Genomic DNA, 26,461 nt, shown 5'->3' on the forward strand with positions numbered 1-26,461 from the left:
GTCACATCCTCGGTGGCGGGCGGGTCGACCCGATGACCTGCCCGCACGGATGAGGAGTCCGGATGTCCACCACCTACGTCGTTGTCACCATCGTCGCCGCCGCGCTGGCCGCGTTCTCGGCCGCCGCGATCCAGTTCAGGTTCGAGTTCGTGGTGGGGCCGCTGGCCGACTACGGCGTGCCGCGGTCGTGGTGGCCCTGGCTCGCCGCGGCCAAGACGACCGGCGCGATCGGGCTGATCGCCGGGCTTTTTGTGCCGTGGATCGGCGCGGCCGCGGCGATCGGGCTGGTGCTGTACTTCACCGGCGCGCTGATCACCGTGCTGCGAGCGCGGTCGTGGGCGCACATCCCCGCCCCGCTGCTGTACCTGGCACCGGCCGCGGCCTCGCTCGCGCTCATTTAGCGATCCCGGTCAGCACCGCCTCGATCACCTCGTCCGCGGCCGGGGACCGGGTGCTCCCGGCGTGCGGGAGCAGCCCGGAAAGCACCGCCTCGTGGCAGATTCCGACGAGCATGGCCGCCGCCGCGTCCACCCGCGCGTCGGCGGCCAGCCTGCCGAGCGCGCGCTCGGCCCGCAGGTACTCGCGCAGCCGGTCGCGCCACTCGTCCCCGTCACCGCCCAGCTCACCGAACCTGGTGAGCACGGCGGGCTGGGCGAGCAGGCCGGCGAACGCGGGCAGGATCGCCCGGTGCAGCGCCAGCCCGTACTCCAGATGGGTCCGCAGATTCCATTCGACCGTGGCGGAACCGGGCTCCGGCAGCGTGCCGAGTTCCGCTTCGACGGCACGGACGTGCGCGCGCAACGCGTTCGCCAGCAACTCCTCCTTGTCGGTGAAGTGGTTGTACAGCACACCGTCGGCGACTCCCGCCTCGCGCGCGATGGCCCGTACGGTGAGCCCGGCCGTGCCCTGCGCGGAAATCATCCGCCCGGCCGTGGCGATCAGGTGCTCGCGCAGCGAACGGCCGTCGGCGTGCCGCAGCGCGGCCGCTTTTCGTGGGGACAAAACCGGTGCTCCTCAGTGCTTGTGCGCGGTGACCAGCCAGGCCGTGCCGCGCAGGCGGACGGCGTCAGCCTGGGCGAAGGGGCGCAAGGCTTCGGTGAGGGCGTCGCGTGCCCGCGCGGCGGTTTCGGGCCCGGCCTGGCCGAGGTGGTGCTTCACCGGGCCCCAGTCGGCCATGAAGCCCGCCGCGTCCTCGACGTCGCGGCCCCAGACCTGATCCGTCTCGACGCGGTCGCAGGTGATGCCGGTGAACCCGGCGGCGGAGAGCACCTCCCGGCTGCGTGCCGGGTCGGCGAACGAGGTCGGGCCGGTGCCGTCGGCGCCGGTCGGCCGCGGCAGGTATGGCTCCAGCGCGTGGAAAACCGTGCCGAGATCGGTGCCTTCGAGCGCGGTCATGCAGACGAAGGCGAGGCGGCCGGACGGGCTCAGCGCGCGGTGGACGTTGGCGAAGGCGGCCACCGGGTCGGCGAAGAACATCACGCCGAACCGGCTCAGCGCCACGTCGAACGAGCCGTCCTCGAACGGGTACACCTGTGCGTCCGCTTGCTCGAAGCCCAGGTGGTCCAGCCCTTCGGCCGCCGCCCTGGCCCGCGCGGTGGCCAGCATCGGGCCGGAGAGATCGATGCCGAGCACCCGGCCACGCCGCGCGCGGTGCGCCGCCTGCCGGGTCAGCTGGCCGTTGCCGCAGCCGAGGTCGAGCACCCGGTCGGTCTCGCCGATCCGGGCCGCGTCGAGCACGAACTCGTTGAAGCCGCCGTTGACCGCGTCGAAGCGATCATCATGGGTGGCCCAGTGTTCGCCCTCGTAGCCGTTCCACGCCTCCGCCTGCGCGGTGTTGACGATGCCGGACATGGGAACCTCCTCGTTATGAACGCACGTTCATGAACCTGCGTTCATAATGCCCGCGTCCACGCCCGCGGGCAACTCCGATGGCTAAACTGGTGTTGACGTCTCCGGGGGGCCTGACATGGACGGTGTTTTCGGCGACGCCCAGACACGCGACCGGTTCCACGCCGCCTACGACAAAGCACTCCGGCACTGGCCGGTGCCCTGCACGGAACTGGATCTCGAGACTTCCTGGGGGCACACCAGGGTGCGGAGTTGCGGCGACGGCACCGGCGCACCGATCATGCTGCTGCACGGCGCGCTCAGCACCTCCGTTTCGTGGTACCCGTACGTTTCCGCGCTGAGCGAGGAACACCGGGTTTTCGCGGTGGACACCATCGACGAGCCGGGGCGCAGCAGGCTGAGCCGTCCGCTGCACGATGCGGAGGACTACGCCGGCTGGCTGGCCGAGGTGCTCACCGGCCTCGGCCACCCTCGGGTGCACCTGCTCGGGATTTCCCGCGGCGGCTGGCTCGCGCTCAACCTGGCCGCGCGCTCGGCCGGGCGGGTGTCCAGCGTGACCGCGGTGGAGCCAGCCGGGTTCGGGCGCGTCGGCTGGCGGTTCTACTGGTGGGCGGGCAGGAATCTGGTCCGTACCGCCACGCCGCTTCGCCGTTTCGCCGGGTTGTCCGAGACCGAGATCGCGGTGTCGGGCAACCTGCGGTCCCTGCTGTTCGCGGCGGGCAGCAGCAGGGTGCGCCTCCCGCCACCCGAGCTGTTGACCGACGAAGAACTGCGTGCCCTGCCGGAACGGACTCAGCTCATCTTCGCCGAGCACAGTGCATTGCACCGTTCGGCCCAGGTGCGCGACCGGCTCGCGACGGTGGCGCCGGACCTGCGGGTCGAAGTGGTTCCCCGCGCAAGCCACGCACTTTCCCTGGAGCAGGCCGAGCTCGTCATCGACCGCGCGCTCGCGTACGCGCGCCCGCCGGACTGACCGTCACCGACCTGTCCGGCCGCGTCCCGTTCCGCTGCCGCGCCAGCCCCGGCGGTCGCGGAGAAAGCCCATCGGGCGGCACACCATCCGCGTCCTGGCCGGGCCGTGCCGCCGCCCCCGGCCCTGGCGGCACGGGCAGCCGCGCGAGTTCGCCGCCTTGGCCAGGATGGCCAGCGCCTGCTCGGTGGAGACGAGTTCCGGCACGGGCACGCTGTCGATTTCCGCGCGCCAAGCCACGAACAGCCGGTCCAGCGCACCGGCTGGGAGATCCCGATTCATCCGCGCCTCGCAGTCCCGTCCCCTCAGGGCCGTAGTCGCCCCCGCTCGGCGCGGTGTTACCGCCCGGGTCCGGCGTGGCGCACCAGTTTCAGCAACTGCGCGCGGAAGTCGTCGTAGTCGTCGACCACGCCGAGCAGCAGCTCCGACTCGCGTTCCTCGCGGCGCGCGCTGGCCAGCACGCGCCGTCCGGCCGCGGTCAGCCGTACGATGGTGCGCCGCCGGTCGGCCACGTCGTTCTCGCGCGCGACGAACCCGTTGCGCTGCAGGCGCTCGATGGTCCGGCTCATGGTCTGGTCGGTGACCCGGCAGAGCACCGCGAGCTGCCGCTGCGACCGCGGTTCGGCGTCCAGGTGGTGCAGCACGATCAGGCCGGCGTGGGTCAGGCCGAGCCCGTCGAGCACGTCGTCGAACCGCGACTCGACCACCCTGGCCGCGACCGAGAGCAAGCGCCCGGTCGGCCAGGAACTGACATCTCCGGCGTCCGCCGCCGCGGGCACCACCGGATCAGGTTTCCTCGGCACGCCCGCATCCTCTCACCCGGCCACTTGCTCAGCCTGCTGAACATTGAGCAGAATGCTCAGCATGCTGAACAATTCGCGGTGGCTGCCGCTCTGGGGCGTGTCCGCCGCCGTGGTGCTGACCGGGCTCGTCTGGCTGTTCGGGCGAGGGCTGGGCGTCACCCTGCTGCCGGACCAGGGTGCCTCCTGGTACTACTGGAAACTGCCCGACCCGACCTTCTGGACCAGGGCTTCGGCGTGGCTCGGATACGCCGCCCACCAGCTCGTTTCGTGGTGGCTGATCTTCTACGCCCAGCGCCACGTGCGCCGCTACACCAGCGGGCTGCACCCGGTGAACGTGATCGCGCTGGCCGCCAACCTCGGTTTCGTCGCCCTGCACGAGGTGCAGACGCGGCTGTTCTACGACGGGCTGGCGCAGGACGTGTCGATCTTCAGCTCGCAGGGCTCGGTGGTGCTGCTGCTGATCGTGGTACTGCTGATGGAGAACCGCCGTCGCGGGCTGTTCTTCGGCCGCCGCGCGCCACTTTCGGCCGAGGTGGTCCGGTTCGCCCGCAAGTACCACGGTTACCTGTTCAGCTGGGCGGCCGTCTACACCTTCTGGTACCACCCGATGGAGTCCACCAGCGGCCACCTGATCGGCTTCTTCTACATGTTCCTGCTGCTGTTCCAGGGCAGTATCTTCTTCACCCGCGCGCACACCAACCGCTGGTGGACGCTGACGCTGGAGCTGATGGTGGCGGTGCACGGCACGCTGGTCGCGGTGATGAACTCGGGCCCGGACGGGATGTGGCCGATGTTCCTGTTCGGCTTCCTCGGCGTTTTTGTGGTGACGCAGATGCACGGGCTCGGTCTCGGCATCCGCACGCGGTGGAGCATCGGGCTCGGTTGTCTCGCCGCGGCGGTGGTGGTCTACGGCTCGCGCTCACTCGGTGACCTGCACGAGATCGTGCGCATCCCGTTCATCGAATACCTGCTGGTGGCGGTGATGGGCGCGCTGATCTGGCTCGGCCTGCTGCCGCGGCGACGATCGGCTCAGCCCGGTACGTCGAGCCGCTGCGTGCCGACCACCGAGAGCAGCCGCAACGCCTCCTCCGACGGCGACCCCGGATCGGCGGTGTAGATCACCACGCGCTGGTCGCGATCGGTGATGTCGAGCACGTCGCAGACCACGGCGATCGGGCCGACCACCGGGTGCTGGAAGGTTTTGCACAGGTTCGGCCGGGCGCTCACCTCGCGCGCGTCCCACAGGCGTGCGAAGTGGGCGCTGCCTTCGCGGAGTTCGGCGATCAGCGCGGTCAGCTCCGGGTCGTCCGGGTAGCGGGCGGCGACGGCCCGCAGCTGCGGGACCGCGCTCTCGGCGAACTCCTCTCCATCGGAGAGCCCGTACAGCCGCGCCCCCTGCGGGCGTGGTTCGAGGAAGGCGCGGCGGAGCAGGTTGCGGTCCCGCCGCGACAACGCCGAGAAATCCTCCATCAGCGCGGCGGCCAGCGGATTCCAGGCGAGCACCTCGTACGTCGCGGACAGCACGACCGCGGCGGCCATCGGCAGCCGGTCCAGCAGGGCGAGAATGCTCGGCCGCACCTCACGTGAAGGGCCTGGTGGCGGGCCGGGTGGCGCACCGGCGAGGTGGTGCAGGTAGTCGCGTTCGGCGTCGGACAGGCGCAGCGCGCGAGCCAGCCCGGCCAGCACCTCGCGCGACGGGCGCGGGGCCTTGGCCTGTTCCAGCCGCGTGTAGTACTCGTTCGAGATGAAGGCGAGCTGCGCCACCTCCTCGCGCCGCAGCCCCGGCGTGCGGCGGCGACGCCCGGCGGGAAGTCCCACGTCGGCGGGGGTGATCCGCTCGCGCCGGCTGCGCAGGAAGCCGGCCAGTTCTGCTCGATCCACCTCCCCAGTGTGCGCGGACGGCAGCGCGCTCAGCCAGGTACCGCCGATGCCTGGTTGAGCTTTCCGGTCCGACGCAGGCTCGTGGCATGACTTCGACAGCAATCACCACCGGCCTGCTCGACGGCAAGGTCGCCTTCATCACCGGCGCCGGGCGCGGCATCGGCGCCGCCGCGGCCAGGCTGTTCGCCCGCGAAGGCGCCCGCGTCGTGCTCGCCGCCCGTACCGAAACCCAGCTCAAGACCGTCACCGAGGAGATCCGCGCGGACGGCGGAATCGCCGACTACGTGGTCTGCGACCTCGCCGACCCGGACAGCCTGCGCGGCGCGGTGAACCGCGCGGTCGAGCTGCACGGACGGCTCGACGTGGCGTTCAACAACGCCGCCACCAATGCCCCGCCCGGACCGATGGACCAGACCACCGAAGCCGATTTCGACCACGTGTACGCGGTCAACCTGAAGGCACCGTGGCTGGCCATGGTCGCCGAGGTCGCGGCGATCCGGGCGACCGCGGGCACCGGTGCCATCGTGCACAACACCAGCGTCGGCAGCCTGATGGCCAATCCGGAACTGCCCTCGTACGGCGCGATGAAGAGCGGGGTGAACAGCCTCACCGCGTCGGCCGCGGCCACCTACGGCCCGGAGGGCATCCGGGTGAACGCGGTCGCGCCCGGCACCACGCTCACCGAGATGCTGCTCGACTGGGACAAGGCCTCGCCGGGGGTGATCGACCGGCTCAACGCGGGGACCCCACTGCGCCGCGCCGCCGATCCGGCCGAGGTCGCCGAGGCGGCCGCGTGGCTGCTCAGCGACCGGGCCTCCTACGTCACCGGCGTCGTGCTCCGGGTCGACGGCGGCATGCGGTCCTAATTGGACCCAATGCAGGCGGCCCGCCAGGCGGAGTAACCGCCGGGCCGTTCGGCGAGCACGCTGCCGTCGTCGAAAACCCTGGTGGGCAAGGCGTTCGCCGGGAAGTGATCGACGAAGGTGGTGCGCTGCCAGACGGCGTCGGCGAAGGCGGCGTCCCGGCCGATCACCATGCCGCTCGCGTTGACCTCGTCGCCGATGGCCGCGCCCTTGATCGGCTCCGGGTTCGCCGGATCGGCCCAGAGCAGGCCCTGGTAGGTGGCGACCTCGTCGAGCCCGCGGGTGTACCCGGTGGCGAGGCCGCCGCGCAGGGAGGTGGCGGCGGTCAGCCGGTACCCCGGCGGCGTGGCCAGCGGGGTGAGCGCCCCGGCCCGCCACAGGTGCGGGCCCTTGGCCAGGTGGAGCAGGACCGTGCCATCGTTGTCGAGATCGGTGGCCTGGACCAGGTGGTTGTCCTCGGGGAGGTCGAGCACCACGGGCGGGGCACCGTCGCCCGGCCAGACCACGGCTTCGGTCCCCTTGTCCCCGGGAACCGTGCCGAGCACGTCACCGCGGTCGTTGATCGCCACCGGGTCGACGCGTTTGAACCCGGTCAGCGGTTCGTAACCGCCGAGGCCGTGGTAGCGGAAGGCGCCCGCGCCGGTCCCGTCGACGGGATAGGCCCGGACCAGCACGGTGCCCGCCGCGTTCTGGTCCACCGCGGACGCCTGGTGGTGGCCCGCCGGCGCCTGCTGCGTGCGGCCGGGCTCGTCGGTGCCGGTCCACAGCACCAACTCCACCACCAGCTGATCATTGACCACGCGGTGCACCGAGCCGGCGTAGTTCCCGGTGCCGGTCCCGGCGGCCACGTACGTGGTGCCCCACGTGTCGGCGGCCGGGATCGGCGTTTCGGCCCAGGTGCAGCCCGCTTCGGCGGCCTGCGCGGGTGAGCTGAGCAGAGCCGCGCCGAGCAGTGCGGCGGGCAGGAATCGGCCTCGCACGTGACGTCCCCCTTCGTTCGACTGCCTTGGATACGCTCGGGACGTGAACGAGGTTGCCGGGATACTGGGCCGGTCGGAGTGGTACCGGGATCCCTTGTGGGCGGTGGAATTCCGGCTGACGCCGGTGGAACAGCGGCTGCTCCGGAGCCGGGCGGTGCGACGGCTGCAGTTCGTCGCGCACGCCGGAGCGGCCGCGGTCACCACGCACCAGACCTACACCCGGCTGGAGCACAGCCTCGGGCTGCTGTCGCTGGTGGCGCACTTCGCCCCGGACGATCAGGCGGCCAGGGTGGCGGCGCTCGTGCACGACGTCGGGCACCTGCCGTTCAGCCACACCTTCGAAGGCGTCGGCGGCCTGAACCACCACGAACTGGGCATCCGGCAGATCCGCGAGCTGACACCGCTGCTCGCCGAGCACGGCGTCGACGTGGAGGACGTGCTGGCGGTCGAAGGTGGCGGGTCCTCGGTGCTGCGCGGGCGCCAGGGCGCGCTGAAACTGGACCACCTGGAGTCCTTCGTGCGCAGCGGCCGGGCCCACGCGCGGCTGACCGAGCCCGCGCCCGCGACGCTGGCGCGGCTGCGTCTCGTCGACGGCGAGGTGCACACCGATCGGGACACCGCCGCCTACCTGGCCGAACTCGCGGCCGGAGAGGCGGACTACCTGTGCTCCTGGGAAAACGTGGTGCCCAACGCGGTCGTCCGTGGCCTCGCTTCGATCCTGCTGCCCTCACACCCGGAAATCCCCACCACCACCGACGATGCGCTGTGGTCGCTCCTGCTCGCCGACCCGCGCACCCGCGAAGACGCCCGCCTCCTCCGCGAGGACCCGCTCGCCTGGGACGTCTTCCCGCCGTCCCACCCGGACGGTCACCCCTACGAAGTCCGCCACCTCTACCTGGACACCGCCTGCGCCGACGGCGGTCCCGTGCCGATCCGGGAAACCCGTTCCCTCCCCTACCGGTGCGTCGTGGCCCGCCGCGTGGTTGGCTGAGCCATGGACCTGTTCGCCGGGATCTCCGTGTCCGACCTGCCCGCCGCGCTGATCTGGTACGAGCGCCTCTTCGGCATGCCGCCGACCTTCTTCCCCAACGACGCCGAGGCCGTCTGGGTGCTGGCCGAAGGCCGCTCGGTGTACGTCGAACGGCGGCCGGAACACGCGGGCCACGCCCTGATCACCCTGTTCGTCGATGGTCTCGACGCCGTCATCGACGGGATCACCGAGCGCGGCATCGAACCCGCGCTCCGCGAAACCTACGACAACGGCGTCCGCAAGTTCACCTACCGCGACCCGGAAGGCAACGAGATCGGCTACGGCGGCGGCCCGGGTTAACGCTGGAACTCGCGCAGGTACTTGGCGAAGCCTTCCAGGCCGTTGATGTTGCGCGGTCCGCTGATGCCCTCGTTGTAGTCCAGCACGTAGAACTTGTCGTTCACCACCGCGGGCAGTTGCGCGGTCGCGGGTGAGGACTTCAGGAAGTTGATCTTCTCCTGCGCCGGCTTGTCGCCGTAGTCGAGGATCACCACCACCTCCGGCTGCGCGTCGACCACGGCCTCCCAGCCGACCTTGGTCCAGCGCGCGTCCACGCCGTCGAAGATGTTGCGGCCGCCGGCGAACCGGATGATGTCGTTGGGCGGCACCTGGTTCCCCGCGGTCGAGGCCTGGTCGGTGCCCGAGTCGTAGAGGAACACCTTCACCGGCTCGCCCTTCGGCGCGGCGGCGACCACCTGGTCCACCCGGCTCCGGTACTCGGAGACCAGCTTCTGCGCGCGGTCGGACACGCCGAAGATCTGGCCCATCCGCTCCAGATCCGTGTACAGCCCTTCGAACGGCGTCACCTGCTCCGGGAACTTCGGGTAGTTGAAACAGGATTCGCTGTGCATGAAGCTCTGGATGCCGAGTCCGTCGAGGATCGCCGGGGTGATGCCGCGCTGGTCGCTGAACCCCGAGTTCCAGCCCGCCACCACAAAATCGGCCTTCGCGCCGACCACGAGTTCACGGTTGAGCAGGTCGTCACCGAGGAACTGCACCTTCGCGTATTCCGCGGCATACGGGGATTCCTGCACCGGCGGGTTCGCCGGCGGCATCACGTACCCGTGCACGTGGTCGGTCAGCCCGAGCGCGAACATCTTGTCCGCGCTGCCCGCCTCGTAGACCACCGACCGCTGCGGGGTGGTGTACCGGACGTCCTCCCCGCACCGCTTCACCACCTTCTCCTGCGCGGCGGGCGCACCGCCTTCGACTTCCGCGCCGCACGCCGAAAGCAGCAGAGCCGCCGCCAGGATGGGGACCGCCTTCTTCACACCGAACTCCTTCTGTCACTGGTCAGGGCGTAGAGCAGCTGCGGGTCACCGGTGAGCGGGTGGTCCACCACGGTCACCTCGACGCCGAACACCTCGCGCACCACGTCGGCGGTGAGCACCTCGGCCGGGGTTCCGGCGCGGACCAGCGAACCGGCCGACAGCACGCCGATGCGGTCGCACACCGCCGCCGCGAGATTGAGGTCGTGCAGCACCACGAGCACGGTCAGGCCGAGCGCCCGCAGCATCGACAGCAGTTCGATCTGGTGCCGGACGTCGAGGTGGTTGGTCGGTTCGTCCAGCACGAGCACCGCCGGTTCCTGCACCAGCGCCCGCGCGATCAGCACGCGCTGGCGTTCCCCGCCGGACAGCGTCAGCACACCGCGATCGGCCAGGTGCGCGACGTCGAGCCGGTCCATCGCGTCGCGGCACAGGTCCTTTTCGCGCGTGGTGAGCGCCTGGTTGCCGGTGAGATGGGGAAACCGGCCCATCTCCACGAGTTCGGCGACGGTGAAATCGAACTCGCTGCTGCTTTCCTGCGTCAGCGCGGCGACGGCCCGCGCGGCGCGGCGGTGACCGAGTTCGGCCAGCTCCTCGTCCCCCAGCCAAACCGCGCCACCGCTCGGCTTCAGCGCGCCGTACACGCAGCGCAGCGCGGTCGACTTGCCCGAGCCGTTGGGCCCGACGAGCCCGGTCACCTGCCCGGACCCGGCCGTCAGCCCGAGCTGGTCGACCAGGGTTTTCCCTTGCAGTGCAACGGTTACGTCCTCGAAGCGGAGTTCCACCTCAACGTCCTCCGAACAGGTAGCCGCGACGCCGCATCAGGGTGATGAAAACCGGGACGCCGATCAGCGCGGTGATCACCCCGAGCGGCAGCTCGCGGGGCGCGACCACGGTGCGCGCGGCCAGATCCACCCAGACCATGAAGATCGCCCCGGCCAGGGGCGCGATCAGCAGCACCCGCGCGTGCGAAGCGCCGAACACGATCCGCACCAGGTGCGGGATCACCAGTCCGGCAAAGCCGATCGCGCCGCTGACCGCGACCATCGCCCCGGTGACCACCGCGGTCAGCACAAAAAGCCCGCGCCGCAACGTTTCCGTGCGCACGCCGAGGCTGGCGGCGGTCTCGTCGCCGAGGGAGAGCACGTCCAGGCTGCGTGCGTACCGGCGCAGCAGCACCACTCCGGCGACCACCGCGAACGCCACCACCGGCAGCGAACCCCAGGTCGCGCCGCCGAAGCTGCCCATCGTCCAGTACAGCACCGTGCTGGTGGCCTCGCTGTCGGGCGCGAAGTAGATGATCAGGCTCATCACCGCCTCGAAGCCGAAGGCCAGCGCGACCCCGGTGAGCACCAGTCGCAGCGGGGTGATCCCGGCCCGCGACCGGGCCGCCGCGTAGACCAGCACGGAAGCCAGCAGCGCACCGAGAAATGCGCCGATCGACACCGCGTAGATGCCGAACACGGCGAACGCGCCGAACGAGGTCACCGCGACCGCGCCCACCGACGCCCCGGACGAAACGCCGAGGATGAACGGATCCGCCAAGGCGTTGCGCACCATCGCCTGGATCGCTACGCCGACCGCGCCGAGCCCGGCGCCGATCACCGCGGCCAGCAGCACGCGCGGCGTGCGCACCTGCCAGATGATCTGGTAGCGGGTGAACTCATCGGCCGGGATGCCGTCGCCCACCAGCGCCGCCCACAGGTACCGCGCGGTGTCCACCGGCGCGATCACCGCCGAGCCCAGGCCGATCGCCAGCACCACCGAAACGACCAGCGCCGCCCCCAGCCCGGCCGCGACCACCACCGCGTCCCGCCCCGCACCCCGTTTTTCCCCGGCCTGCCGGGTTTTCCCCATGAACACGTCGCCTCCGCCGTTCGCCCGACGCAGGGTTGCCGAACATGAACGTCATTGTCAAATAGTCGTGGGGGCATGAGTCGCTAAGTTGGCTTCCATGCACTTGATCGGTCCCACAGATCCCATCCCCATCGACCGGCCCCGGCGAATCGCGGTGGCCGGAGCGCCCGGCGCCGGGAAAACCACGCTGGCGGAGCAGCTCAGCGAACGGCTGGGCCTGCCGTTCGTCCAGTTCGAGAGCTTCTTCCACGGGCCGAACTGGACCGTGCTGCCCGACTGGCAGGAGAAGGTGCTCGCCTACGTCGACGGCGAAGCGTGGTCGATCGAGTGGCAGGGCGAGGAGGTCCGGGAACAACTGACCGCGCGCACCCAGGTGCTGGTCTGGCTCGACCACCCGCGCCGGCTCACCACAGCCAGGGTGATCAGCCGCACGGTCCAGCGCCGCTTCGGCCGGGGTCGGCCGATCGAGGGCGGCAACACCGAAAGCCCGCTGCACACCTTCTTCACCGACCGCGACCACATCGTCCGGGAGTCCTGGCGGAGGCACGCGTGGGTGCGGGCCAGGGTCGCGCGGGTGATCACCGAGAACCGGCACCCGGACCTGGTGGTGGTCCGGCTCCGCGGCCAGCGCGAGGTCGACACCTGGCTGGCAAGATCGGGTTCGTGGCTGAAACCGTGCACATCCCCGGACTGGTCCTGACCGAACACGAATTCCGGCTCCCGCTCGACCACGGCGACCCCGATGGCGAGCAGCTCACCGTCTTCGCGCGGGAGGTGGCCGATCCGGCCGGGCGCGACCGTCCCTTCCTGGTCTTTCTCCAGGGCGGGCCGGGACAGGAGGCGCCCCGGCCGACCGGCACGCCCACCGCGCCCGGCTGGCTGGCCCGCGCGCTGCGCGACTACCGCGTGCTGATGCTCGACCAGCGCGGCACCGGCCGGTCCACTCCGGTCGGCATGCTGCCCGGCCTGACCCCGCAACAGCAGGCCGACTACCTCAAGCACTTCCGCGCGGACTCGATCGTGCGCGACGCCGAGTTCATCCGCGTGGCGCTCGGTGTGGAGAAGTGGAGCGTGCTCGGCCAGTCGTTCGGCGGCTTCTGCACGCTGAACTACCTGTCCACCGCGCCGGAGGGCCTGCGCGAGGCGCTGTTCACCGGCGGGGTGCCGCCGGTCGGCCTGCACGTCGACGAGATCTACCGCGCCACCTTCGCGACCATGCTCGAACGCAACCGCCGGTACTACCTGCGCTATCCCGGCGACCGCGATCGCGTGCGCGCGCTGCACGAACGGCTCGACGCCGGTGAGGTCGTGCTGCCCAACGGTTCCCCGCTGACCAGCCGCCTGTTCCGGCAGGTCGGCAACGTGCTCGGGATGAGCGACGGCGCCGAGCACCTGCACTACCTGCTCGAACGCGACCCGGCCTCCCCCGCCTTCGCCCACGACGTGGCCGCCGCGCTGCCGTTCAACGCCCGCAACCCGCTCTACGCGGTGATCCACGAGGCCTCTTACGCCGACGGGCACCGCACCCGGTGGTCGGCCGCGCGGGTCCAGCCTGCCGAATACGAGGACGACGTCACCCTGTTCTCCGGGGAGCATGTTTTCCCGTGGACCTTCACCGACGACCGCGCACTGGCGCCGCTGGCCGAGGCGGCCGACCTGCTCGCCGAGCACGAATGGCCGCGGCTCTACGACGCCGGCCGCCTGCGGGAGTGCGAAGTGCCGTGCGCCGCGGCGATCTACGCCGAGGACGCCTACGTCGACCGGGCACTGTCGGAGGAGACCGTGCGACTGCTGCCGCGCATGCGGCCGTGGCTGACCAACGAGTACGAGCACAACGGACTGCGGGTGAGCGGCGGCCACGTGCTCGACCGGCTCATCGGGCTGGCGCGCGGGCAGCTCTGAGGCTCGGAAATCCGGGGGAAATCCTCCGTCGCGCGGTCGATTCCGGCCGGTGCCACTCGACACTTCAGTGCATCCCGAGCGACCGGAGGAGATCCCGATGACCCCGAAGTTCAGGCCCACCACCGCGGCGGTGCTCGCCGTGCTGCTGCTCGCCGGCTGCCAGCCGGACGGCGGGCAGCAGGCCGCCGAGCCGGGGCTCGCCCCGCCCCAGGCGAACTACGCCCAGGTCAACGGCCTGAACATGTACTACGAGACGCAGGGGCAGGGGCAGCAGCCGCTGGTGCTGCTGCACGGCTCGCTGTCCACCATCAGCACTTCGTTCGGCAAGCTGATGCCGGGGCTGGCGCAGTCGCGGCGGGTGATCGCGGTGGAGCAGCAGGGTTACGGGCACACCGCCGACCGCGACCAGCCGTTGTCGATCGAGCAGATGGCCGACGACACGGTGGCCCTGCTCGACCAGCTCGGCGTGGCCGAGGCGGACTTCTTCGGCTACAGCATGGGCAGCTCGGTGGCACTCCAGGTCGCCGTCCGGCACCCGGACCGCGTGCGGAAGCTGGTGCTGGCGGCGGTCTCGTACAACAACTCGGGCCTGCACCCCGGCACGCTCGACGGGATCGACCAGCTGAAGCCGGAGGACCTGGCCGGCACCGTGTTCGAGAAGGAGTACCTGGCCAAGGCGCCCGACCCGGCGCACTGGCCGGTGTTCCTGGAGAAGACCAAGGACCTCGACCTGAGCATGCCGCAGCTGACCGCGGAGCAGGTCAAGGCGATCAAGGCGCCGGTGCAGCTGATCGCCGCGGACTCCGACATCGTCACCCCGGAGCACACGGTGGAGATGTTCCGCCTGCTCGGCGGCGGGGTGATGGGCGATGTCATGCCGATGCCCGCGTCCCAGTTGCTGGTGGTGCCGGGGTCCTCGCACATCGGCCTGGTGGAGCGCACGGAACACCTGCTCCCCGCCATCCCCGCCTTTCTCGACGCCCCCCTGCCCGGCTCCTGAGCCCCCGCTCCCGGACGTGGAAGAATTTTTTCGGCGTGGCTGTCCATCCGGTCCCGGCCCGTTCGTAGTGAGGGCAGTCAAGCCAGTCAAGCCACTGAAGGAGCACGAAGATGAAGTACATGATGCTGATCCAGGCCGCCGCCGGGCAGACCGAGCCGGAGTGCACCCCGGCCGACTGGATGGCCTACGACAAGGAGGTCCGCGACGCCGGGATCCTGGTCTCCGGCGAGTCGCTGGCCGACCTGGTCACCGCGACCACCGTGCGGGTGGACAAGGAGGGCAAGCGGACGGTGACCGACGGCCCGTTCGCCGAGACCCGCGAGGTGCTCGGCGGGTTCTACGTCATCGACGTGCCGGATCTCGACGTCGCGCTGGACTGGGCCGCGCGCTGCCCGGGGTCCCGCGGCGGCGGTTCCATCGTCGTGCGGCCGGTCGCCGACTTCGACGCCTGACGGGATGGGCGCGCCGGTGTCCTCTGTGTCTTCTGTGTCCTCGATCGAAGCTGTTTTCCGCGAGGAGCACGGCAGGCTGCTCGCCGCGCTCGTGCGGCGCTTCGGTGACCTCGACCTCGCCGAGGAAGTGACCTCCGAGGCCATCGAGGTGGCACTGGCGCGCTGGCCCGTCGAAGGCGTGCCGCCGAAGCCGGGTGCCTGGCTGATGACCACGGCACGCCGCCGCGCGGTCGACCGCCTCCGCCGCGACCAGGTGCTGGCCACCCGGCTGGCCGTGTTGCAGGTGGAGGCCGATCGCGCGGCACCGGCGCCCTCCCCCGCCGAGACCGACGCCGAACTGCCGGACGAGCGGCTGCAGTTGTTCTTCACCTGCTCGCACCCGGCCCTGCCCGCCGAGGACCGCGCGGCGCTGACGCTGCGCTGCCTCGGCGGCCTGACCACGCCCGAGGTGGCGCGGGCGTTCCTGGTCCCGCCCGCCACCATGGCCAAGCGGATCGTGCGCGCGAAGAAGAAGATCCGCGAAGCCCGCATACCGTTCCGGGTGCCCGCGCCGGACGAGCTGCCGGAACGGCTGCCCGGCGTGCTCCAGGTGGTGTATTCGATCTTCACCGAGGGCTACGCGGCCAGTTCCGGCCCGGACCTGCAACGGCTGGACCTGGCCGAGGAGGCGATCCGGCTGACCCGGATCCTGCACCGGCTGCTGCCGGCCGAACGCGAGGTCACCGGCCTGCTGGCGCTCCTGCTGCTGATCCACGCCCGCCGCGACGCCCGCACCGGGCCGGACGGCGAGCCGGTGCTGCTCGACGACCAGGACCGCACCCGCTGGGACCGCGCCATGATCGACGAGGGCACCGCGCTGGTGCCGCCGTCGCTGACCGGCGGGCCACCCGGCCCGTACGGGGTCCAGGCGGCGATCGCCGCGCTGCACGACGAAGCCGCGGACCTACCCAGCACCGACTGGGCGCAGATCGTCGCGCTCTACGACGTGTTGCGGCAGCTCGCGCCGTCGCCGGTGGTCTCGCTGAACCGCGCGGCCGCGGTCGCCATGCGCGACGGGCCGGAGGCGGGCCTGGCCCTGCTGGACGAGCTGGCCGGGGAACCGCTGCTGCGCGCCTACCACCCGTACCCCGCCGCGCGGGCGGATCTGCTGCACCGGCTCGGCCGGGTCGACGAAGCCAGGGAGGCCTACCAGCGGGCGATCGAGCTGGCCGGGTCCGAAGCGGACCGTCAGCTCCTGCGGCGCAAGCTGGACGCGCTCGCGTAGGTTCGGCTTATGCGCGTGCTCTTCGCCAGTCTGGCGTCGGTCGGTCACACCTATCCCCTCATCCCGCTCGCGGTCGCCGTGCGGGCGGCCGGGCACGAGGTGCACTTCGCCGCCGGTGGGGAGGTCCACGCCCCGCTGGCGGCGAACGGGTTGCGACCGTTCCGGCCGGCCGACTCGTTCTACGAGATCTATGCCGAGGACCTGGCGCCCGAGCTGGAGCGGTTGCGGCCGGACCTGGTGGTGCACGGATGGGGGCTGCCCGGGGCCGCGATCGCCGCGGCCCGTGCCGGGATCCCGGGGATCTGGCACGGGTTCGGGCGGATGGTCCCGCCCGGCATCGGCCTCGAACTGCCGATGGCGGTCGCCCCGGACCAGCCGCATTTCGACATCTGCCCGCCTTCCTTGCAGGACAGGGACTTCCTCGACAAGGGCAAGCGCATTCCGCTTCGGCCGGTACCGTTCTCCCCGCCTGGCCCGTGGCCGGTCCGTAAATCGGGGAAGCTGGTCTACCTCACGCTGGGCACCGCGTTCGGCACCGCGGAACTGCTCACCGCCGCCGTCCGCGCACTGGCCACAGTGGACGCACAGGTGGTGGTCGCCACCGGCCGGGTGGCTCCGGACCAGCTCGGCGACGTCCCCGCCGACGTCACCGTGCGCGCCTGGGTGCCGCAGGCGGAGCTGCTGCCGCACGCGGACCTGGTGGTGCACCACGGCGGCAGCGGCACCACGCTCGGCGCGCTCGCCGCCGGGGTGCCGCAACTGCTGCTGCCCCAGGGCGCCGACCAGTTCGCGAACGCCGAGGCGGTCAGCGCGGCGGGCTCCGGAATCACCGGCACCACCGGGGCGATCGCCGAAGACGCCCGGAAACTGCTGGCGCCCAAGGAAAACCCCTATCGCGAAGCCGCGCGGCTCATCCAGGCGGAAATCGCCACGATGCCGTCACCGGAGGAAATCGCTCAGCGATTGCCCGAGTTCGTTCCATAATGACCGCATGATCAAGCTGCCTGATTCGTCGCGTGCCCGCCTCGTACTGAGATTCGGTGACGCGGCCGCCGCCTGGTGCGACGAACTGGACGCGCTGATCGCCGAATTCGCGGGCGCCTGGGGCCTGCGCCCGCTGGACCTGCTCCCGGCGGGCAGCAACTCCGTGGTGCTGCGCTGCGAATCCGCCGAGCACGGGCATGCCGTGCTGAAGCTGACCCCCGATCCGGAGGTGGCCAGGCAGGAGGCCGTCGCGCTGCGCGGCTGGGCGGGCGTCCGGCACGTGGTCGACCTGCTCGAAGCCGAACCCGAGCGCGGCGCTGTCCTGCTGGAATGGCTGCCCGCACCGGAACCCCTCGCCGACGCCGAATGGTCGCTGGAGGAGGTCGTTCCGCTGCTGACCGCGGTGCGGGTCGCGCCGACGGACGGCGTGGAACTGCCGACGCTGGCCGAACGCGTGGAGTTCCTCTTCGACCTGATGGACGTCCGCGCGCGGAAGATGCCGCCGTACGACTTCCTGCCGGGCCTGCTGGCGAACGGCCGGGCGGCCTGCCGTGAACTGGCCGAAAGCGGCACCCTCGGCCTGGTGCACGGTGACCTGCACGCGGGCAACGTCGTGCGCGCGGCGGACGGGCGCGGCCTGGTGGCCATCGATCCGCGGCCGAGCCTGGGTGATCAGACCATGGACCTGGTCGACTGGGCGCTCGACGGCGTCACCGACGAGAAAACCGCGCGACGGCACGTGGACCTGCTCAGCGACCACGTTCCCGGGGTCGACCGGGACCGGCTGTGGGCCTGGTGCCGCGGCATGGCGGTGGCGATCGCGGTCAGCAGGCCCGACGATCCGTGGGGAAAGTTCATGCTGGAGTGGGCACGGCGGTAAATCCGTTGCGCGCGGGCCTATCGTGGAACACATGAAGCGCGCAGCCGTCACCACGACGCCGGAGAGTGTCCCGGCGCGCTGATCCCATGCGGTGACAGGAGCCCGGGGCGGGTGCCCCGGGCTCTTCCACGTGGTCATCCGTCCCTGGCGGAAGGAGACCACCATGCACGACCACCGACAGCTCGGCCGTGAACTGGGCCTGTTCGGCGGCGATCCGCTGATCGGCGCGGGCCTGCCGTACTGGCTGCCGGCCGGTGCCGCCGTCCGGCACGCGCTCGAGGAATACCTCCGCGACGCCGAACGCCGCTCCGGCTACCAGCACGTGTACTCGCCGGTGCTCGGAAAACGGGAGCTGTACGAGCTTTCCGGGCACTGGGCGCACTACCGCGACGACATGTTCCCGCCGATGGACCTCGGTGAGGAACAGGTCGTGCTGCGGCCGAGCCTGTGCCCGCACCACGCGCTGATCTACCGGTCGCGCGGGCGCAGCTATCGCGAACTTCCGTTGCGCCTGGCCGAATTGGGCGGCATGTACCGGGCCGAGGCGTCCGGCGTTCTTGGCGGACTGGCGCGCGTCCGGTCCATCCAGCTCAACGACGGGCACATCTTCTGCGCGCCGGAGCAGGCCGTTCCGGAAGTCCGCGCGGCACTCGACCTGATCGGCCGGGCCTACGACCACCTCGGCTTCGAACCGGCCCGGTACCGGCTTTCCCTGCCCGGCGAGGGCGGGAAGTACGTCGCCGCACCGGAAATGTGGCGTCGGGCGGCAGCCGTGCTGCGCGAAGCACTGGACGGTATGGACTACGAGGCCGTCGAAGGGGAAGCGGCGTTCTACGGCCCCAAGATCGACGTGCAACTCGCCGACGCCGCCGGGCGCGAATGGACCCTGTCCACCGTGCAGGTGGACTACCACCAGCCGGAACGGTTCGACCTGCGGTACATCGGCCCGGACGGCGCGAAGCACCGGCCGGTGATGGTGCACCGGAGCGTCATCGGCAGCCTGGAGCGGGCCGTCGCGCACCTGGTCGAGGTGCACGGCGGTGCGTTCCCGGCGTGGCTCGCCCCGGTGCAGTTGCTGGTGCTTCCGGTCTCCGAAGCCGAATCCGCCCGTGCGCGGGAATTCGCCGACCACGCGCTCGACCTGGGGTTGCGGGTGGAGATCGCGGAGCACGGCAGCCTGGGCGCACGTATCCGGAACGGCAGGCTGGTCCCGTTCCATGCGGTGATCGGCGCCCGCGAAGCCGCGCGTTCCCACGCCGCGCTGCGCCTGCGTGACGGGAGCAGACCCGAGCCGATGGCCTGGGAGAACGCGCTCGAAGCGGTCAAATCGGGAGCCGCCGTGCCGCGGGTTGCGAAAAGTTGACCTGGATCATGCAAATCCCGTTCGGCACAACCGGATCGGGGGAACACACATCTTATGAGGTAGAGCTCCGGCGGACAACGAGGAGGAACGGTCATGACCCAGCAGCCGACCAGGACCCGTGCTTTCCGGCGGATCGCGATGACCGTGGCGGCGATGGGCGCCACCGGCGCGCTGGCCGCGTGCGGCACCGGCGGCCAGACCGCCACCCCGGGCACCGGCGCGGGCACCGGCCTGAACGAGTCCACCATGGACACCAAGCCGGTGGCCATGGCCACCGGGAACACCGGTGACGGACTGTGCAAGGCGGCGTCGCTCGACCTCGCGGTGGTGCCCGGCGAAGGTGGCGCCGGGATGAACAAGAACCACTTCAACCTGCGGTTCACCAACAACTCCGGCGAGGCGTGCTCGCTCAAGGGCAGCCCCGGTGTGTCCTTTGTGGCCGGTGACGACGGGCACCAGCTCGGCGACCCGGCCGACCGCGTGCCCGCCGAGCACGGCGCGCCGGTCCGGATCGAGCCGGGCGGTCACGCCGACAGCCCGCTCACCGTGGTGAACACCGGGGTGTACGACAAAACCGAGTGCCGGCCCGCCCTTTCGCGCGGCCTGCGCGTCTACGCGCCGGGTGACACGGCGGCGATGTTCGTGCCGTTCGAGCGCGACGCCTGCACGGTCGCCGGGAAGCACCAGCTTTCCGTCGACGTGGTGCGCTAAAGCGTCAGCGTGGCGGGTCCGAGGCAGAGCAGGCCGTCGTCGAGCGGTTCGCACCGGATCCCGCCGCGCCGCCGCAGGCCGCGGAACGCACCCGGCGCGAGCACGACGTCCATCCAGGCGCAGGGGTGCGCGGGCCGGTGCGCGCGGAAGCGGACCGGCCCGTCGCCGGAGTCGAGGCTGAACACCGTGCCCCGCTCCAGCCCGTCGACGTCGAAACCGCGCAGGGTGATGTTCCGGCGGGTCAGGTGCGGATCGGGCGCGCCGGGCAGGCCGAGCGATCCGGCCAGGTGGTCGAGCGACTCGGCGGCGAACACGGTGACCGCGGCCTGGCGGTGCGCGGGATGGTTGAAGAACCGGTCGCCGACCAGGCCGAGGCCCGCGCGCACGGTGACCAGCTCACGCGCGGGCGGTTCGGGGCCGGGCCGCGGGCCGTCCGACGGCCTGCCTTCGAAGGCGTGCCGGGAGGACACCAGCAACGCCACGATCTCGACGTCCAAGCCGTCACTCCCCGCGCATCGACCGCCGGATCTCGTCCAATTTGGACTTGGCGGCCTCGTCGCGGTCGGCCAGCTTCTTGTCCAGTGACTCGACGGTCTCCTCGCCACCGATCCCGGCCAGCTCGGTCGAGCCCTCGGCGGTGGCGAAGCGCTTGTCGATCTTGTCCCGGACGTAGTCGAAGTTCGGCACGCCGGCGTTGGTGTAGTCGGTGCCTTCCGGCTCGGTCATCGGGCCGCTCCCCTCTGCTCACCACCGACCCTACGCGGCCGGGGCCCGCCGCGGGATGAAGCAGGCGATGAACGCCGCGGCCAGCGCCGCCCCGGCCCCGATCGCGACGACCACCCGGAATCCGGCGAGCGAGGGCACCTCGGCCGGGCCGAACGGCACGGTCAGCTGCGAGAGCACCACCCCGGCCACCGCGCTGCACACCGAGGTGCCGATCGAGCGCATCAGCGTGTTCAGGCTGTTGGCCGCCGCGGTCTCGGACACCGGCACCGCCGACATGATCAGCGCGGGCATCGCGCCGTAGGCCAGCCCGATGCCGCAGCCGATCAGGCTGGACATCACCACCAGCTGCCAGATCTCGCTCATCAGGAAGAAGTTGAGCCCGTAGCCGAGCGCGACCACCAGCGTGCCGGTGATCAGCGTGGTGCGCGGGCCGCTGAGCCGGGTGATCCTGGCCGACACCGGCGCCATCGCCATCATCACCAGCCCGGACGGCGCGAGCACCAGGCCGACCACGGTCATCGGCTGCCCGAGGCCGTGCCCGGTGGCCGCGGGCAGTTGCAGCAGTTGCGGCAGCACCAGCGACATGGCGAACATCGAGAAGCCGAACACCGCCGACGCCAGATTGGTCAGCGCGACCGGCCGCCGTCCCGAGGTCCGCAGGTCCACCAGCGGTTCACCGGTCCGCAGCTCCCACCGGAGCCACGCCAGCAGCACCACCGCGGCCACGCCGAGCAGGCCGAGGGTCAGCCCACTGCCCCAGCCCCACTCCGCACCCTTCGACACCGCGAGCAGCAGGCACAGCAACACGATCGACAACCCGACCGCGCCGACGAAGTCGAACCGCCCGCCCGAGCGGACCGCCGACTCGGGCACCACCGTCACCACCAGCACGGTGGCGAGCGCCCCGAGCCCCGCCGCGACCCAGAACAGCACGTGCCAGTCGACGCTCTCCGCGAGCAGGGTCGCCAGCGGCAGGCCGAGCGCACCGCCGACCCCGAGCGACGCGCTCATCAGCGCGGTCGCCGAGCCGAGCCGTTCGGCGGGCAGTTCGTCACGCATGATGCTGATGCCGAGCGGGATCACCCCGGAGGCCAGGCCCTGGAGCACCCGCGCGACCACCAGCGGCGCGAGGCTGGTGCTCAGCGCGGCCAGCACCGAACCGGCGATCAGCAGGCCGAGGCTGATCAGCAGCATCCGGCGCTTGCCGTACATGTCGCCGAGCCGTCCCACGGTCGGCGTGGCGACCGCGGCGGCGAGCAGGGTCGCGGTGATCGCCCACGCGGTGTCGGCCGGGGTGGAGCCGAGCAGTTCCGGCAACCGCGGCACCAGCGGGATGATCACCGTCTGCATCAGCGCGACGGTCACCCCGCCGAAGGCCAGCACGGCGACGACGAGATTGGGCCGCCGCGCCGCCACGGGTGCCGGATCGGCGGGTTCGGCGGGCGTGGTCACTGGCATGGACGCCACGAGGCGGCCTCCCTGGTTTCGATGGACTACCCCAGAATTAAAGCAGGCGCTTGACTTAGCATAAACTGTCCGGTTTGACTGTGTCCCCAACCCCGGCCCCCGCGTCACCGAGGAGGACAGCAGTGCCGAACCGCCCGGAACAACTCGCCCGTGTCGCGGGCCTCGTGACCGGGGACCCGGGCACCGCCCCTGTACGGTGGTGGCCGTGGTGACCGAGGTCGGCAGAACCCCCAGGGCCGCGCAGGTTGGTGCCACCAGGCTGCAGATACTGACCACCGCGGAACGGCTGTTCGCCGAGCAGGGGCTGTACGCGGTGTCCAACCGCCAGATCAGCGCCGCCGCCGGGCAGGGCAACAACGCCGCGGTCGGTTACCACTTCGGCACCAAGGCCGATCTCGTCCGGGCGATCGTCCGGCGGCACTCCGGTCCGATCGAGGCGCTGCGCACGGAAATGGCCGCGGCGGCCGCGGGCTCGCGTGAGGTGCGGGACTGGGTGGCCTGCCTGGTCCGCCCGATCACCACGCACCTGGCCTCGTTCGACGGGCAGTCCTGGTACGGGCGGTTCAGCGCGCAGGTGATGACCGATCCGGCGTTCCGGGCGATCATGGCCGAGGAGTCGCTGGCCACGCCTTCGCTGCAGTCGGTCGTGGACAACTTCCGGCAGTGCCCGCCCGATCTGCCGCCCGAGGTCCGCGCCGAACGCGGCGACATGCTGCGCACGCTGATGGTGCACGTGGTCGCCGAACGCGAGCGGGCGCTCGCCGATGGCACCGCCACCCCGCGCACCACCTGGAACGAGGCCGCCACCGGCCTGATCGACGCGATCACCGGTCTCTGGACCGCGCCCATCACCCGCTGACCCAGCACCCACCACCGGTGCCGGAAGACAGCATCCCGAAAATAAGTCAGTCGCTTGACTCAAGCGTGGCGAGTCGGTTAGCTGTTTTCCGGAAGCGGTTGAACGACGTGAGGAGGCACGGTGAGCCGGTACGGGCGCTCGGTGAGCACCCGTGAGTCGATCCTCACCGCGGCGGAGAGATTGTTCGCCGAGCACGGGATCACCGCGGTCTCCCACCGTCAGATCGGCGAAGCGGCCGGGCAGGGCAACAACTTCGCCGTCGGTTACCACTTCGGCGACCGGACCGCGCTGGTGCGCGCGATCCTCGACCGGCACGCCAAGCCGATCGAGCACCGCCGCGTGCGGATGATCGAGCGGATCGACGGCCACGGCGAGGTGCGCGACTGGATCGCCTGCCTGGTCCGGCCGTTCACCGAGCACCTGGCCGAACTCGGCAGCCCCACCTGGTTCGCCCGCTTCGGTGAGCAGGTGCTGACCGATCCGGTGCTGCGGCGGGTGGTCGTCGACGACGCGCTGGCCGGCGAACCGGTCCGGCGGGTGGTCGAGCGGCTCAACCACTGCCTGCCCGCGCTGCCGGTGCCCGTGCACCTGGAACGCGGTGACATGGCCCGCCACCTGATCTCCCACGGCTGCGCCGAGCGCGAGCGCGCCCTCGCCGATGGCACCGGGCGCCAGGACAGCTGGGAGCACACCACCACCGGCTTGATCGACGCGATCACCGGCCTGTGGACGGCGCCGGTCACCCCGGCCGGGCGCTGACGAACCCCTGAGAGGACAAGAACGTGAAGATCACCGTCGACGAGGACAAGTGCTGCGGTGCCGGTTCGTGCGTGCTGGCCGCACCGGACGTGTTCGACCAGCGCGACGAGGACGGCGTGGTGATGCTGCTGGAGGCCGAGCCCGCCGAGCACCTGCGGACCGCGGTGCGCGAGGCGGCCGACGTCTGCCCGGCCGCCGCGATCTCGCTGAGCGAGGCGTGAGCACACCGGCGGGCGTGCTCGTCGCCGGCGCTTCCGCCGCCGGGCTGGCCACTGCGGAAGCCTTGCGCCGCAAGGGGTACACCGGCGAGCTGACCCTGCTGGGCGACGAACCGCACGTGCCGTACGACCGGCCGCCGCTGTCCAAGCAGGTGCTCGCCGGGGCGTGGCAGCCTGAACGAGCGCACCTGCGCACCCGCGAGGTGCTCGACGCACTGGACGCGGAACTCCTGCTCGGCGACGCGGCCGCGTCGCTGGACGTGGAGAACCGCACAGTGCACACGGAATCGGGGCGCGCGCTGGCCGCCGACACGATCGTGCTGGCCACCGGCGTCCGCCCGCGCACGCTGCCCGGCCAGGACGGCCTGCGTGGGGTGCACGTGCTGCGCTCGCTGGATGACGCGCTCGCCTTACGCGCCGAACTACTCTCCACGCGACGGCTGCTGATCGTCGGTGATGGTGTGCTCGGTGCCGAAATCGCCGCCACCGCCCGAGGTCTCGGCGTGGAGGTCGTGCTCGCCGGGCCGCAAGCCGCTCCGCTGGCCGCACAGCTCGGGCCACTGGCTTCGGACTTGCTGGCCGAACTGCACAACGAGAACGGGGTGAAACTGCGGCTGGGCGCCGGTGTCGACGGTCTGACCGCCGACGGTGACCGGGTCACCGGAGCACGGCTGAGCACCGGCGAGGTGCTGGAGGCCGATCTGGTGGTCGTGGCGCTCGGAGCCGTTCCCTGCACCGACTGGCTGGAGGACAGTGGTCTGGTGCTGGGAAACGGCGTCGTCTGCGACTCCCGATGCCGCGCGGCCGACGGGATCTACGCCGCCGGTGACGTCGCCCGCTGGCACCACGAGCACCTCGGCTCCTTGCTGCGCCTGGAGAACCGCACCAACGCCACCGAGCAGGCGCTGGCCGTCGCCGCCAACATCCTCGGCGCCGACCAGCCCTACACCCCGATTCCCTACTTCTGGACCGACCAGTTCGACGCGAAGCTCCAGATCCACGGTGTGCTCGCCGCCGACGCCGAAGTGACCGTGGTCGAAGGCGACCCGGCCGCCCGGCGCTTCGTCGCCCGCTACGAACGCCACGGCAAGGCCGTCGGCGTACTCGGCTGGAACATGCCGAAACAAGCCCGTCTGCACCGCCAGCAGCACCTCACCACCGGAGGCTCCCGATGACCAACACCGTTCCCACCCCCGAATACCCGATGGCCAGGGCCACCGGCTGCCCGTTCGACCCGCCGCCGCAGTTGCGCGAACTCCAGCGGGAGACGCCGATGACCCGGATCAAACTGTGGGACGGCAGCACTCCGTGGCTGGTCACGCGGTACGCCGACCAGCGCGCGGTGCTCACCGATCCCCGCGTCAGCGCCGACATGACGCATCCGACCTACCCGCGCCAGGCGCCCGGCCGCGCCACGCTCAGCTTCATCGGCATGGACGATCCCGAGCACGCGCGCCTGCGGCGCATGGTCGGCTCCGCCTTCGCGGTGAAGAAGGTCGCGGCGATGCGGCCGATGGTGCAGCAGATCGTCGACGACGCGCTCGACGAGTTCCTCGGCGGCCCGAAACCGGCCGACCTGGTGGAGGGCTTCGCGCTGCCGGTGCCGTCGCTGGTCATCTGCAAGCTGCTCGACGTGCCCTACAGCGACCACGGTTTCTTCCAGGACAACAGCAGGACGATGATCAACCGCACCTCCACCCCGGAGCAGCGGACCGAGGCGTCCGGGAACCTGGCCCGCTACCTCGGCGGCCTGTTGATGTCCAAAATGGACAACCCCGGTGACGACCTGCTGTCGCGGCTGTGCGAGCGGATCAAGGCGGAGCAGCTGAGCGTCGAGCAGGCCACCGCGATGGCCGTGCTGCTGCTGATCGCCGGGCACGAGACCACCGCGAACATGATCGCGCTGAGCACCCTGCTCCTGCTGCGCAACCCGGACCAGCTCAAGCTGCTGCGCGAGTCCGACGACCCCACCGTGGCCACGCGCGCGGTCGAGGAAATGCTGCGCTACCTCAACATCACCCACGGCGGGCGGCGCCGCGTCGCACTGGAGGACCTCGAAGTGGCCGGGCAACTGGTCCGCGCGGGCGAAGGACTGGTGCTGCCCAACGAGATCGCCAACCGCGACGCCGAGGCCTTCCCCGACCCCGACCGCCTCGACATCACCCGCGAGGCTCGTCACCACGTCGCCTTCGGTTTCGGCGTGCACCAGTGCCTGGGCCAGCCGCTGGCCCGGCTCGAACTGGAGGTCGTCTACCGCACGCTCTACCGGCGCGCCCCCGAACTGGCGCCGGCCGCCGACTTCGACGACATCCCGTTCAAGCACGACGGTTTTGTCTACGGCGTCTACGAACTCCCCGTCACCTGGTAGTCCCCCCA

At 71.2% G+C, this 26,461-nt stretch carries 32 protein-coding genes; 20 read left to right on the forward strand and 12 right to left on the reverse strand.

All coding sequences use genetic code 11. The annotated features are described in order from the left end of the window. The first annotated feature begins 62 nt into the window (after positions 1 to 62). Positions 63 to 401 (forward strand): DoxX family protein, encoded by a 339-nt coding sequence (locus YIM_RS37145; protein WP_153034823.1) that lies wholly within the window; start codon positions 63 to 65, stop codon positions 399 to 401. On the opposite strand, the gene YIM_RS37150 is transcribed toward YIM_RS37145, so the two are convergent. Continuing rightward, on the reverse strand, positions 394 to 1,002 hold the full coding sequence (locus YIM_RS37150; protein WP_153034824.1) for a TetR/AcrR family transcriptional regulator: 609 nt from the start codon (positions 1,000 to 1,002) through the stop codon (positions 394 to 396). The two genes, YIM_RS37145 and YIM_RS37150, sit on opposite strands and share 8 nt — an antisense overlap. Before the next feature lie 12 nt (positions 1,003 to 1,014). After that, complete coding sequence (locus tag YIM_RS37155; RefSeq protein ID WP_153034825.1) at positions 1,015 to 1,851, reverse strand: class I SAM-dependent methyltransferase; 837 nt, start codon at positions 1,849 to 1,851, stop codon at positions 1,015 to 1,017. A 115-nt stretch (positions 1,852 to 1,966) separates the two neighbouring features. Between YIM_RS37155 and YIM_RS37160 the strand changes: the two genes are divergently transcribed. After that, complete coding sequence (locus YIM_RS37160; RefSeq protein WP_153034826.1) at positions 1,967 to 2,821, forward strand: alpha/beta fold hydrolase; 855 nt, start codon at positions 1,967 to 1,969, stop codon at positions 2,819 to 2,821. Between the two features lie 3 nt (positions 2,822 to 2,824). On the opposite strand, the gene YIM_RS37165 is transcribed toward YIM_RS37160, so the two are convergent. Together YIM_RS37165 and YIM_RS37170 are read right to left on the reverse strand one after the other, a co-directional pair. Further along, positions 2,825 to 3,100 carry a hypothetical protein gene (locus YIM_RS37165; protein ID WP_153034827.1) on the reverse strand — a complete coding sequence of 92 codons (276 nt, stop codon included), beginning with the start codon at positions 3,098 to 3,100 and terminating at the stop codon, positions 2,825 to 2,827. 56 nt (positions 3,101 to 3,156) lie between these two features. Further along, complete coding sequence (locus tag YIM_RS37170; RefSeq protein ID WP_228004269.1) at positions 3,157 to 3,621, reverse strand: MarR family winged helix-turn-helix transcriptional regulator; 465 nt, start codon at positions 3,619 to 3,621, stop codon at positions 3,157 to 3,159. 61 nt (positions 3,622 to 3,682) lie between these two features. Here YIM_RS37170 and YIM_RS37175 point away from each other — a divergent pair, with 61 nt between their 5' ends. Continuing rightward, complete coding sequence (locus YIM_RS37175) at positions 3,683 to 4,738, forward strand: hypothetical protein (protein WP_228004270.1); 1,056 nt, start codon at positions 3,683 to 3,685, stop codon at positions 4,736 to 4,738. Here the strand turns inward: YIM_RS37175 and YIM_RS37180 are convergent. Continuing rightward, positions 4,651 to 5,502, reverse strand: a complete 852-nt coding sequence (locus YIM_RS37180) for a helix-turn-helix transcriptional regulator (RefSeq protein ID WP_153034828.1) — start codon at positions 5,500 to 5,502, stop codon at positions 4,651 to 4,653. The genes YIM_RS37175 and YIM_RS37180 overlap by 88 nt on opposite strands. 86 nt (positions 5,503 to 5,588) lie before the next feature. Here YIM_RS37180 and YIM_RS37185 point away from each other — a divergent pair, with 86 nt between their 5' ends. Continuing rightward, on the forward strand, positions 5,589 to 6,368 hold the full coding sequence (locus YIM_RS37185) for an SDR family NAD(P)-dependent oxidoreductase (RefSeq protein WP_153034829.1): 780 nt from the start codon (positions 5,589 to 5,591) through the stop codon (positions 6,366 to 6,368). Here YIM_RS37185 and YIM_RS37190 read toward each other — a convergent pair. Continuing rightward, positions 6,365 to 7,345 carry a hypothetical protein gene (locus YIM_RS37190; RefSeq protein WP_153034830.1) on the reverse strand — a complete coding sequence of 327 codons (981 nt, stop codon included), beginning with the start codon at positions 7,343 to 7,345 and terminating at the stop codon, positions 6,365 to 6,367. The two genes, YIM_RS37185 and YIM_RS37190, sit on opposite strands and share 4 nt — an antisense overlap. Positions 7,346 to 7,388: 43 nt before the next feature. Here YIM_RS37190 and YIM_RS37195 point away from each other — a divergent pair, with 43 nt between their 5' ends. Together YIM_RS37195 and YIM_RS37200 are read left to right on the forward strand one after the other, a co-directional pair. Then, positions 7,389 to 8,336, forward strand: a complete 948-nt coding sequence (locus YIM_RS37195; protein WP_153034831.1) for an HD domain-containing protein — start codon at positions 7,389 to 7,391, stop codon at positions 8,334 to 8,336. A 3-nt stretch (positions 8,337 to 8,339) separates the two neighbouring features. Further along, a complete protein-coding gene (locus YIM_RS37200; protein ID WP_153034832.1) occupies positions 8,340 to 8,675 on the forward strand; it encodes a VOC family protein in 336 nt (111 codons plus the stop codon). On the opposite strand, the gene YIM_RS37205 is transcribed toward YIM_RS37200, so the two are convergent. From YIM_RS37205 to YIM_RS37215, 3 genes are read right to left on the reverse strand one after another with little or no spacing between them, the layout of a single operon-like run. Then, entirely contained in the window at positions 8,672 to 9,646 is a 975-nt protein-coding gene (locus YIM_RS37205) for an ABC transporter substrate-binding protein (protein ID WP_153034833.1), read from the reverse strand. The two genes, YIM_RS37200 and YIM_RS37205, sit on opposite strands and share 4 nt — an antisense overlap. Beyond that, a complete protein-coding gene (locus tag YIM_RS37210) occupies positions 9,643 to 10,428 on the reverse strand; it encodes an ABC transporter ATP-binding protein (RefSeq protein ID WP_153034834.1) in 786 nt (261 codons plus the stop codon). The genes YIM_RS37205 and YIM_RS37210 overlap by 4 nt, the downstream gene beginning before the upstream one ends. Position 10,429: 1 nt before the next feature. After that, positions 10,430 to 11,500 (reverse strand): iron ABC transporter permease, encoded by a 1,071-nt coding sequence (locus YIM_RS37215; protein WP_153034835.1) that lies wholly within the window; start codon positions 11,498 to 11,500, stop codon positions 10,430 to 10,432. 97 nt (positions 11,501 to 11,597) lie between these two features. Here YIM_RS37215 and YIM_RS37220 point away from each other — a divergent pair, with 97 nt between their 5' ends. The 9 genes from YIM_RS37220 (at position 11,598) to YIM_RS37260 (ending at position 20,056) form a co-directional block, all read left to right on the forward strand. Then, entirely contained in the window at positions 11,598 to 12,200 is a 603-nt protein-coding gene (locus tag YIM_RS37220; protein ID WP_153034836.1) for an AAA family ATPase, read from the forward strand. After that, positions 12,164 to 13,402 (forward strand): alpha/beta fold hydrolase, encoded by a 1,239-nt coding sequence (locus tag YIM_RS37225; RefSeq protein WP_153034837.1) that lies wholly within the window; start codon positions 12,164 to 12,166, stop codon positions 13,400 to 13,402. Before YIM_RS37220 ends, YIM_RS37225 begins: the two co-directional genes overlap by 37 nt. Before the next feature lie 97 nt (positions 13,403 to 13,499). Beyond that, positions 13,500 to 14,402 (forward strand): alpha/beta fold hydrolase, encoded by a 903-nt coding sequence (locus YIM_RS37230; RefSeq protein WP_153034838.1) that lies wholly within the window; start codon positions 13,500 to 13,502, stop codon positions 14,400 to 14,402. Between the two features lie 110 nt (positions 14,403 to 14,512). Beyond that, on the forward strand, positions 14,513 to 14,854 hold the full coding sequence (locus YIM_RS37235) for a YciI family protein (RefSeq protein WP_153034839.1): 342 nt from the start codon (positions 14,513 to 14,515) through the stop codon (positions 14,852 to 14,854). A 4-nt stretch (positions 14,855 to 14,858) separates the two neighbouring features. Next, positions 14,859 to 16,118, forward strand: a complete 1,260-nt coding sequence (locus YIM_RS37240) for an RNA polymerase sigma factor (RefSeq protein WP_153034840.1) — start codon at positions 14,859 to 14,861, stop codon at positions 16,116 to 16,118. A 9-nt stretch (positions 16,119 to 16,127) separates the two neighbouring features. Then, positions 16,128 to 17,102, forward strand: a complete 975-nt coding sequence (locus YIM_RS37245) for a glycosyltransferase (protein ID WP_153034841.1) — start codon at positions 16,128 to 16,130, stop codon at positions 17,100 to 17,102. 7 nt (positions 17,103 to 17,109) lie between these two features. Then, positions 17,110 to 17,982 (forward strand): aminoglycoside phosphotransferase family protein, encoded by an 873-nt coding sequence (locus YIM_RS37250; RefSeq protein WP_153034842.1) that lies wholly within the window; start codon positions 17,110 to 17,112, stop codon positions 17,980 to 17,982. 163 nt (positions 17,983 to 18,145) lie between these two features. Beyond that, positions 18,146 to 19,345 carry a threonine--tRNA ligase gene (gene thrS, locus YIM_RS37255; protein WP_153034843.1) on the forward strand — a complete coding sequence of 400 codons (1,200 nt, stop codon included), beginning with the start codon at positions 18,146 to 18,148 and terminating at the stop codon, positions 19,343 to 19,345. A gap of 93 nt (positions 19,346 to 19,438) precedes the next feature. Next, entirely contained in the window at positions 19,439 to 20,056 is a 618-nt protein-coding gene (locus tag YIM_RS37260) for a DUF4232 domain-containing protein (RefSeq protein WP_153034844.1), read from the forward strand. On the opposite strand, the gene YIM_RS37265 is transcribed toward YIM_RS37260, so the two are convergent. From YIM_RS37265 to YIM_RS37275, 3 genes are read right to left on the reverse strand one after another with little or no spacing between them, the layout of a single operon-like run. Next, positions 20,053 to 20,553 (reverse strand): MOSC domain-containing protein, encoded by a 501-nt coding sequence (locus tag YIM_RS37265; protein WP_153034845.1) that lies wholly within the window; start codon positions 20,551 to 20,553, stop codon positions 20,053 to 20,055. The two genes, YIM_RS37260 and YIM_RS37265, sit on opposite strands and share 4 nt — an antisense overlap. Positions 20,554 to 20,557: 4 nt before the next feature. Next, a complete protein-coding gene (locus YIM_RS37270; protein ID WP_153034846.1) occupies positions 20,558 to 20,782 on the reverse strand; it encodes a hypothetical protein in 225 nt (74 codons plus the stop codon). A gap of 30 nt (positions 20,783 to 20,812) precedes the next feature. Then, on the reverse strand, positions 20,813 to 22,240 hold the full coding sequence (locus YIM_RS37275; protein WP_153037489.1) for an MFS transporter: 1,428 nt from the start codon (positions 22,238 to 22,240) through the stop codon (positions 20,813 to 20,815). A gap of 214 nt (positions 22,241 to 22,454) precedes the next feature. On the opposite strand from YIM_RS37275, the gene YIM_RS37280 reads away from it, so the two are divergent. From YIM_RS37280 to YIM_RS37300, 5 genes are all read left to right on the forward strand, one after another. After that, positions 22,455 to 23,108 (forward strand): TetR/AcrR family transcriptional regulator, encoded by a 654-nt coding sequence (locus YIM_RS37280; RefSeq protein ID WP_153034847.1) that lies wholly within the window; start codon positions 22,455 to 22,457, stop codon positions 23,106 to 23,108. Between the two features lie 120 nt (positions 23,109 to 23,228). Next, positions 23,229 to 23,867 (forward strand): TetR/AcrR family transcriptional regulator, encoded by a 639-nt coding sequence (locus YIM_RS37285; protein ID WP_153034848.1) that lies wholly within the window; start codon positions 23,229 to 23,231, stop codon positions 23,865 to 23,867. 23 nt (positions 23,868 to 23,890) lie between these two features. After that, entirely contained in the window at positions 23,891 to 24,088 is a 198-nt protein-coding gene (locus YIM_RS37290; protein ID WP_153034849.1) for a ferredoxin, read from the forward strand. Next, positions 24,085 to 25,260 (forward strand): NAD(P)/FAD-dependent oxidoreductase, encoded by a 1,176-nt coding sequence (locus tag YIM_RS37295; RefSeq protein ID WP_153034850.1) that lies wholly within the window; start codon positions 24,085 to 24,087, stop codon positions 25,258 to 25,260. The genes YIM_RS37290 and YIM_RS37295 overlap by 4 nt, the downstream gene beginning before the upstream one ends. Next, positions 25,257 to 26,453 (forward strand): cytochrome P450, encoded by a 1,197-nt coding sequence (locus tag YIM_RS37300; protein WP_153034851.1) that lies wholly within the window; start codon positions 25,257 to 25,259, stop codon positions 26,451 to 26,453. Before YIM_RS37295 ends, YIM_RS37300 begins: the two co-directional genes overlap by 4 nt. The last annotated feature ends 8 nt before the right edge of the window (positions 26,454 to 26,461 follow it).

Source organism: Amycolatopsis sp. YIM 10 (assembly GCF_009429145.1).
Taxonomy (GTDB): domain Bacteria; phylum Actinomycetota; class Actinomycetes; order Mycobacteriales; family Pseudonocardiaceae; genus Amycolatopsis.

Coding starts and splice junctions, on each gene's coding strand:
- YIM_RS37275 (WP_153037489.1), bottom strand. CDS start 22,240: ATGCCAGTGACCACGCCCGCCGAACCCGCCGATCCGGCACCCGTGGCG.
- YIM_RS37215 (WP_153034835.1), bottom strand. CDS start 11,500: ATGGGGAAAACCCGGCAGGCCGGGGAAAAACGGGGTGCGGGGCGGGAC.
- YIM_RS37155 (WP_153034825.1), bottom strand. CDS start 1,851: ATGTCCGGCATCGTCAACACCGCGCAGGCGGAGGCGTGGAACGGCTAC.
- YIM_RS37245 (WP_153034841.1), top strand. CDS start 16,128: ATGCGCGTGCTCTTCGCCAGTCTGGCGTCGGTCGGTCACACCTATCCC.
- YIM_RS37200 (WP_153034832.1), top strand. CDS start 8,340: ATGGACCTGTTCGCCGGGATCTCCGTGTCCGACCTGCCCGCCGCGCTG.
- YIM_RS37175 (WP_228004270.1), top strand. CDS start 3,683: ATGCTGAACAATTCGCGGTGGCTGCCGCTCTGGGGCGTGTCCGCCGCC.
- YIM_RS37185 (WP_153034829.1), top strand. CDS start 5,589: ATGACTTCGACAGCAATCACCACCGGCCTGCTCGACGGCAAGGTCGCC.
- YIM_RS37250 (WP_153034842.1), top strand. CDS start 17,110: ATGATCAAGCTGCCTGATTCGTCGCGTGCCCGCCTCGTACTGAGATTC.
- YIM_RS37160 (WP_153034826.1), top strand. CDS start 1,967: ATGGACGGTGTTTTCGGCGACGCCCAGACACGCGACCGGTTCCACGCC.
- YIM_RS37230 (WP_153034838.1), top strand. CDS start 13,500: ATGACCCCGAAGTTCAGGCCCACCACCGCGGCGGTGCTCGCCGTGCTG.
- thrS (WP_153034843.1), top strand. CDS start 18,146: ATGCACGACCACCGACAGCTCGGCCGTGAACTGGGCCTGTTCGGCGGC.
- YIM_RS37220 (WP_153034836.1), top strand. CDS start 11,598: ATGCACTTGATCGGTCCCACAGATCCCATCCCCATCGACCGGCCCCGG.
- YIM_RS37145 (WP_153034823.1), top strand. CDS start 63: ATGTCCACCACCTACGTCGTTGTCACCATCGTCGCCGCCGCGCTGGCC.
- YIM_RS37270 (WP_153034846.1), bottom strand. CDS start 20,782: ATGACCGAGCCGGAAGGCACCGACTACACCAACGCCGGCGTGCCGAAC.
- YIM_RS37240 (WP_153034840.1), top strand. CDS start 14,859: ATGGGCGCGCCGGTGTCCTCTGTGTCTTCTGTGTCCTCGATCGAAGCT.
- YIM_RS37300 (WP_153034851.1), top strand. CDS start 25,257: ATGACCAACACCGTTCCCACCCCCGAATACCCGATGGCCAGGGCCACC.
- YIM_RS37260 (WP_153034844.1), top strand. CDS start 19,439: ATGACCCAGCAGCCGACCAGGACCCGTGCTTTCCGGCGGATCGCGATG.
- YIM_RS37165 (WP_153034827.1), bottom strand. CDS start 3,100: ATGAATCGGGATCTCCCAGCCGGTGCGCTGGACCGGCTGTTCGTGGCT.
- YIM_RS37235 (WP_153034839.1), top strand. CDS start 14,513: ATGAAGTACATGATGCTGATCCAGGCCGCCGCCGGGCAGACCGAGCCG.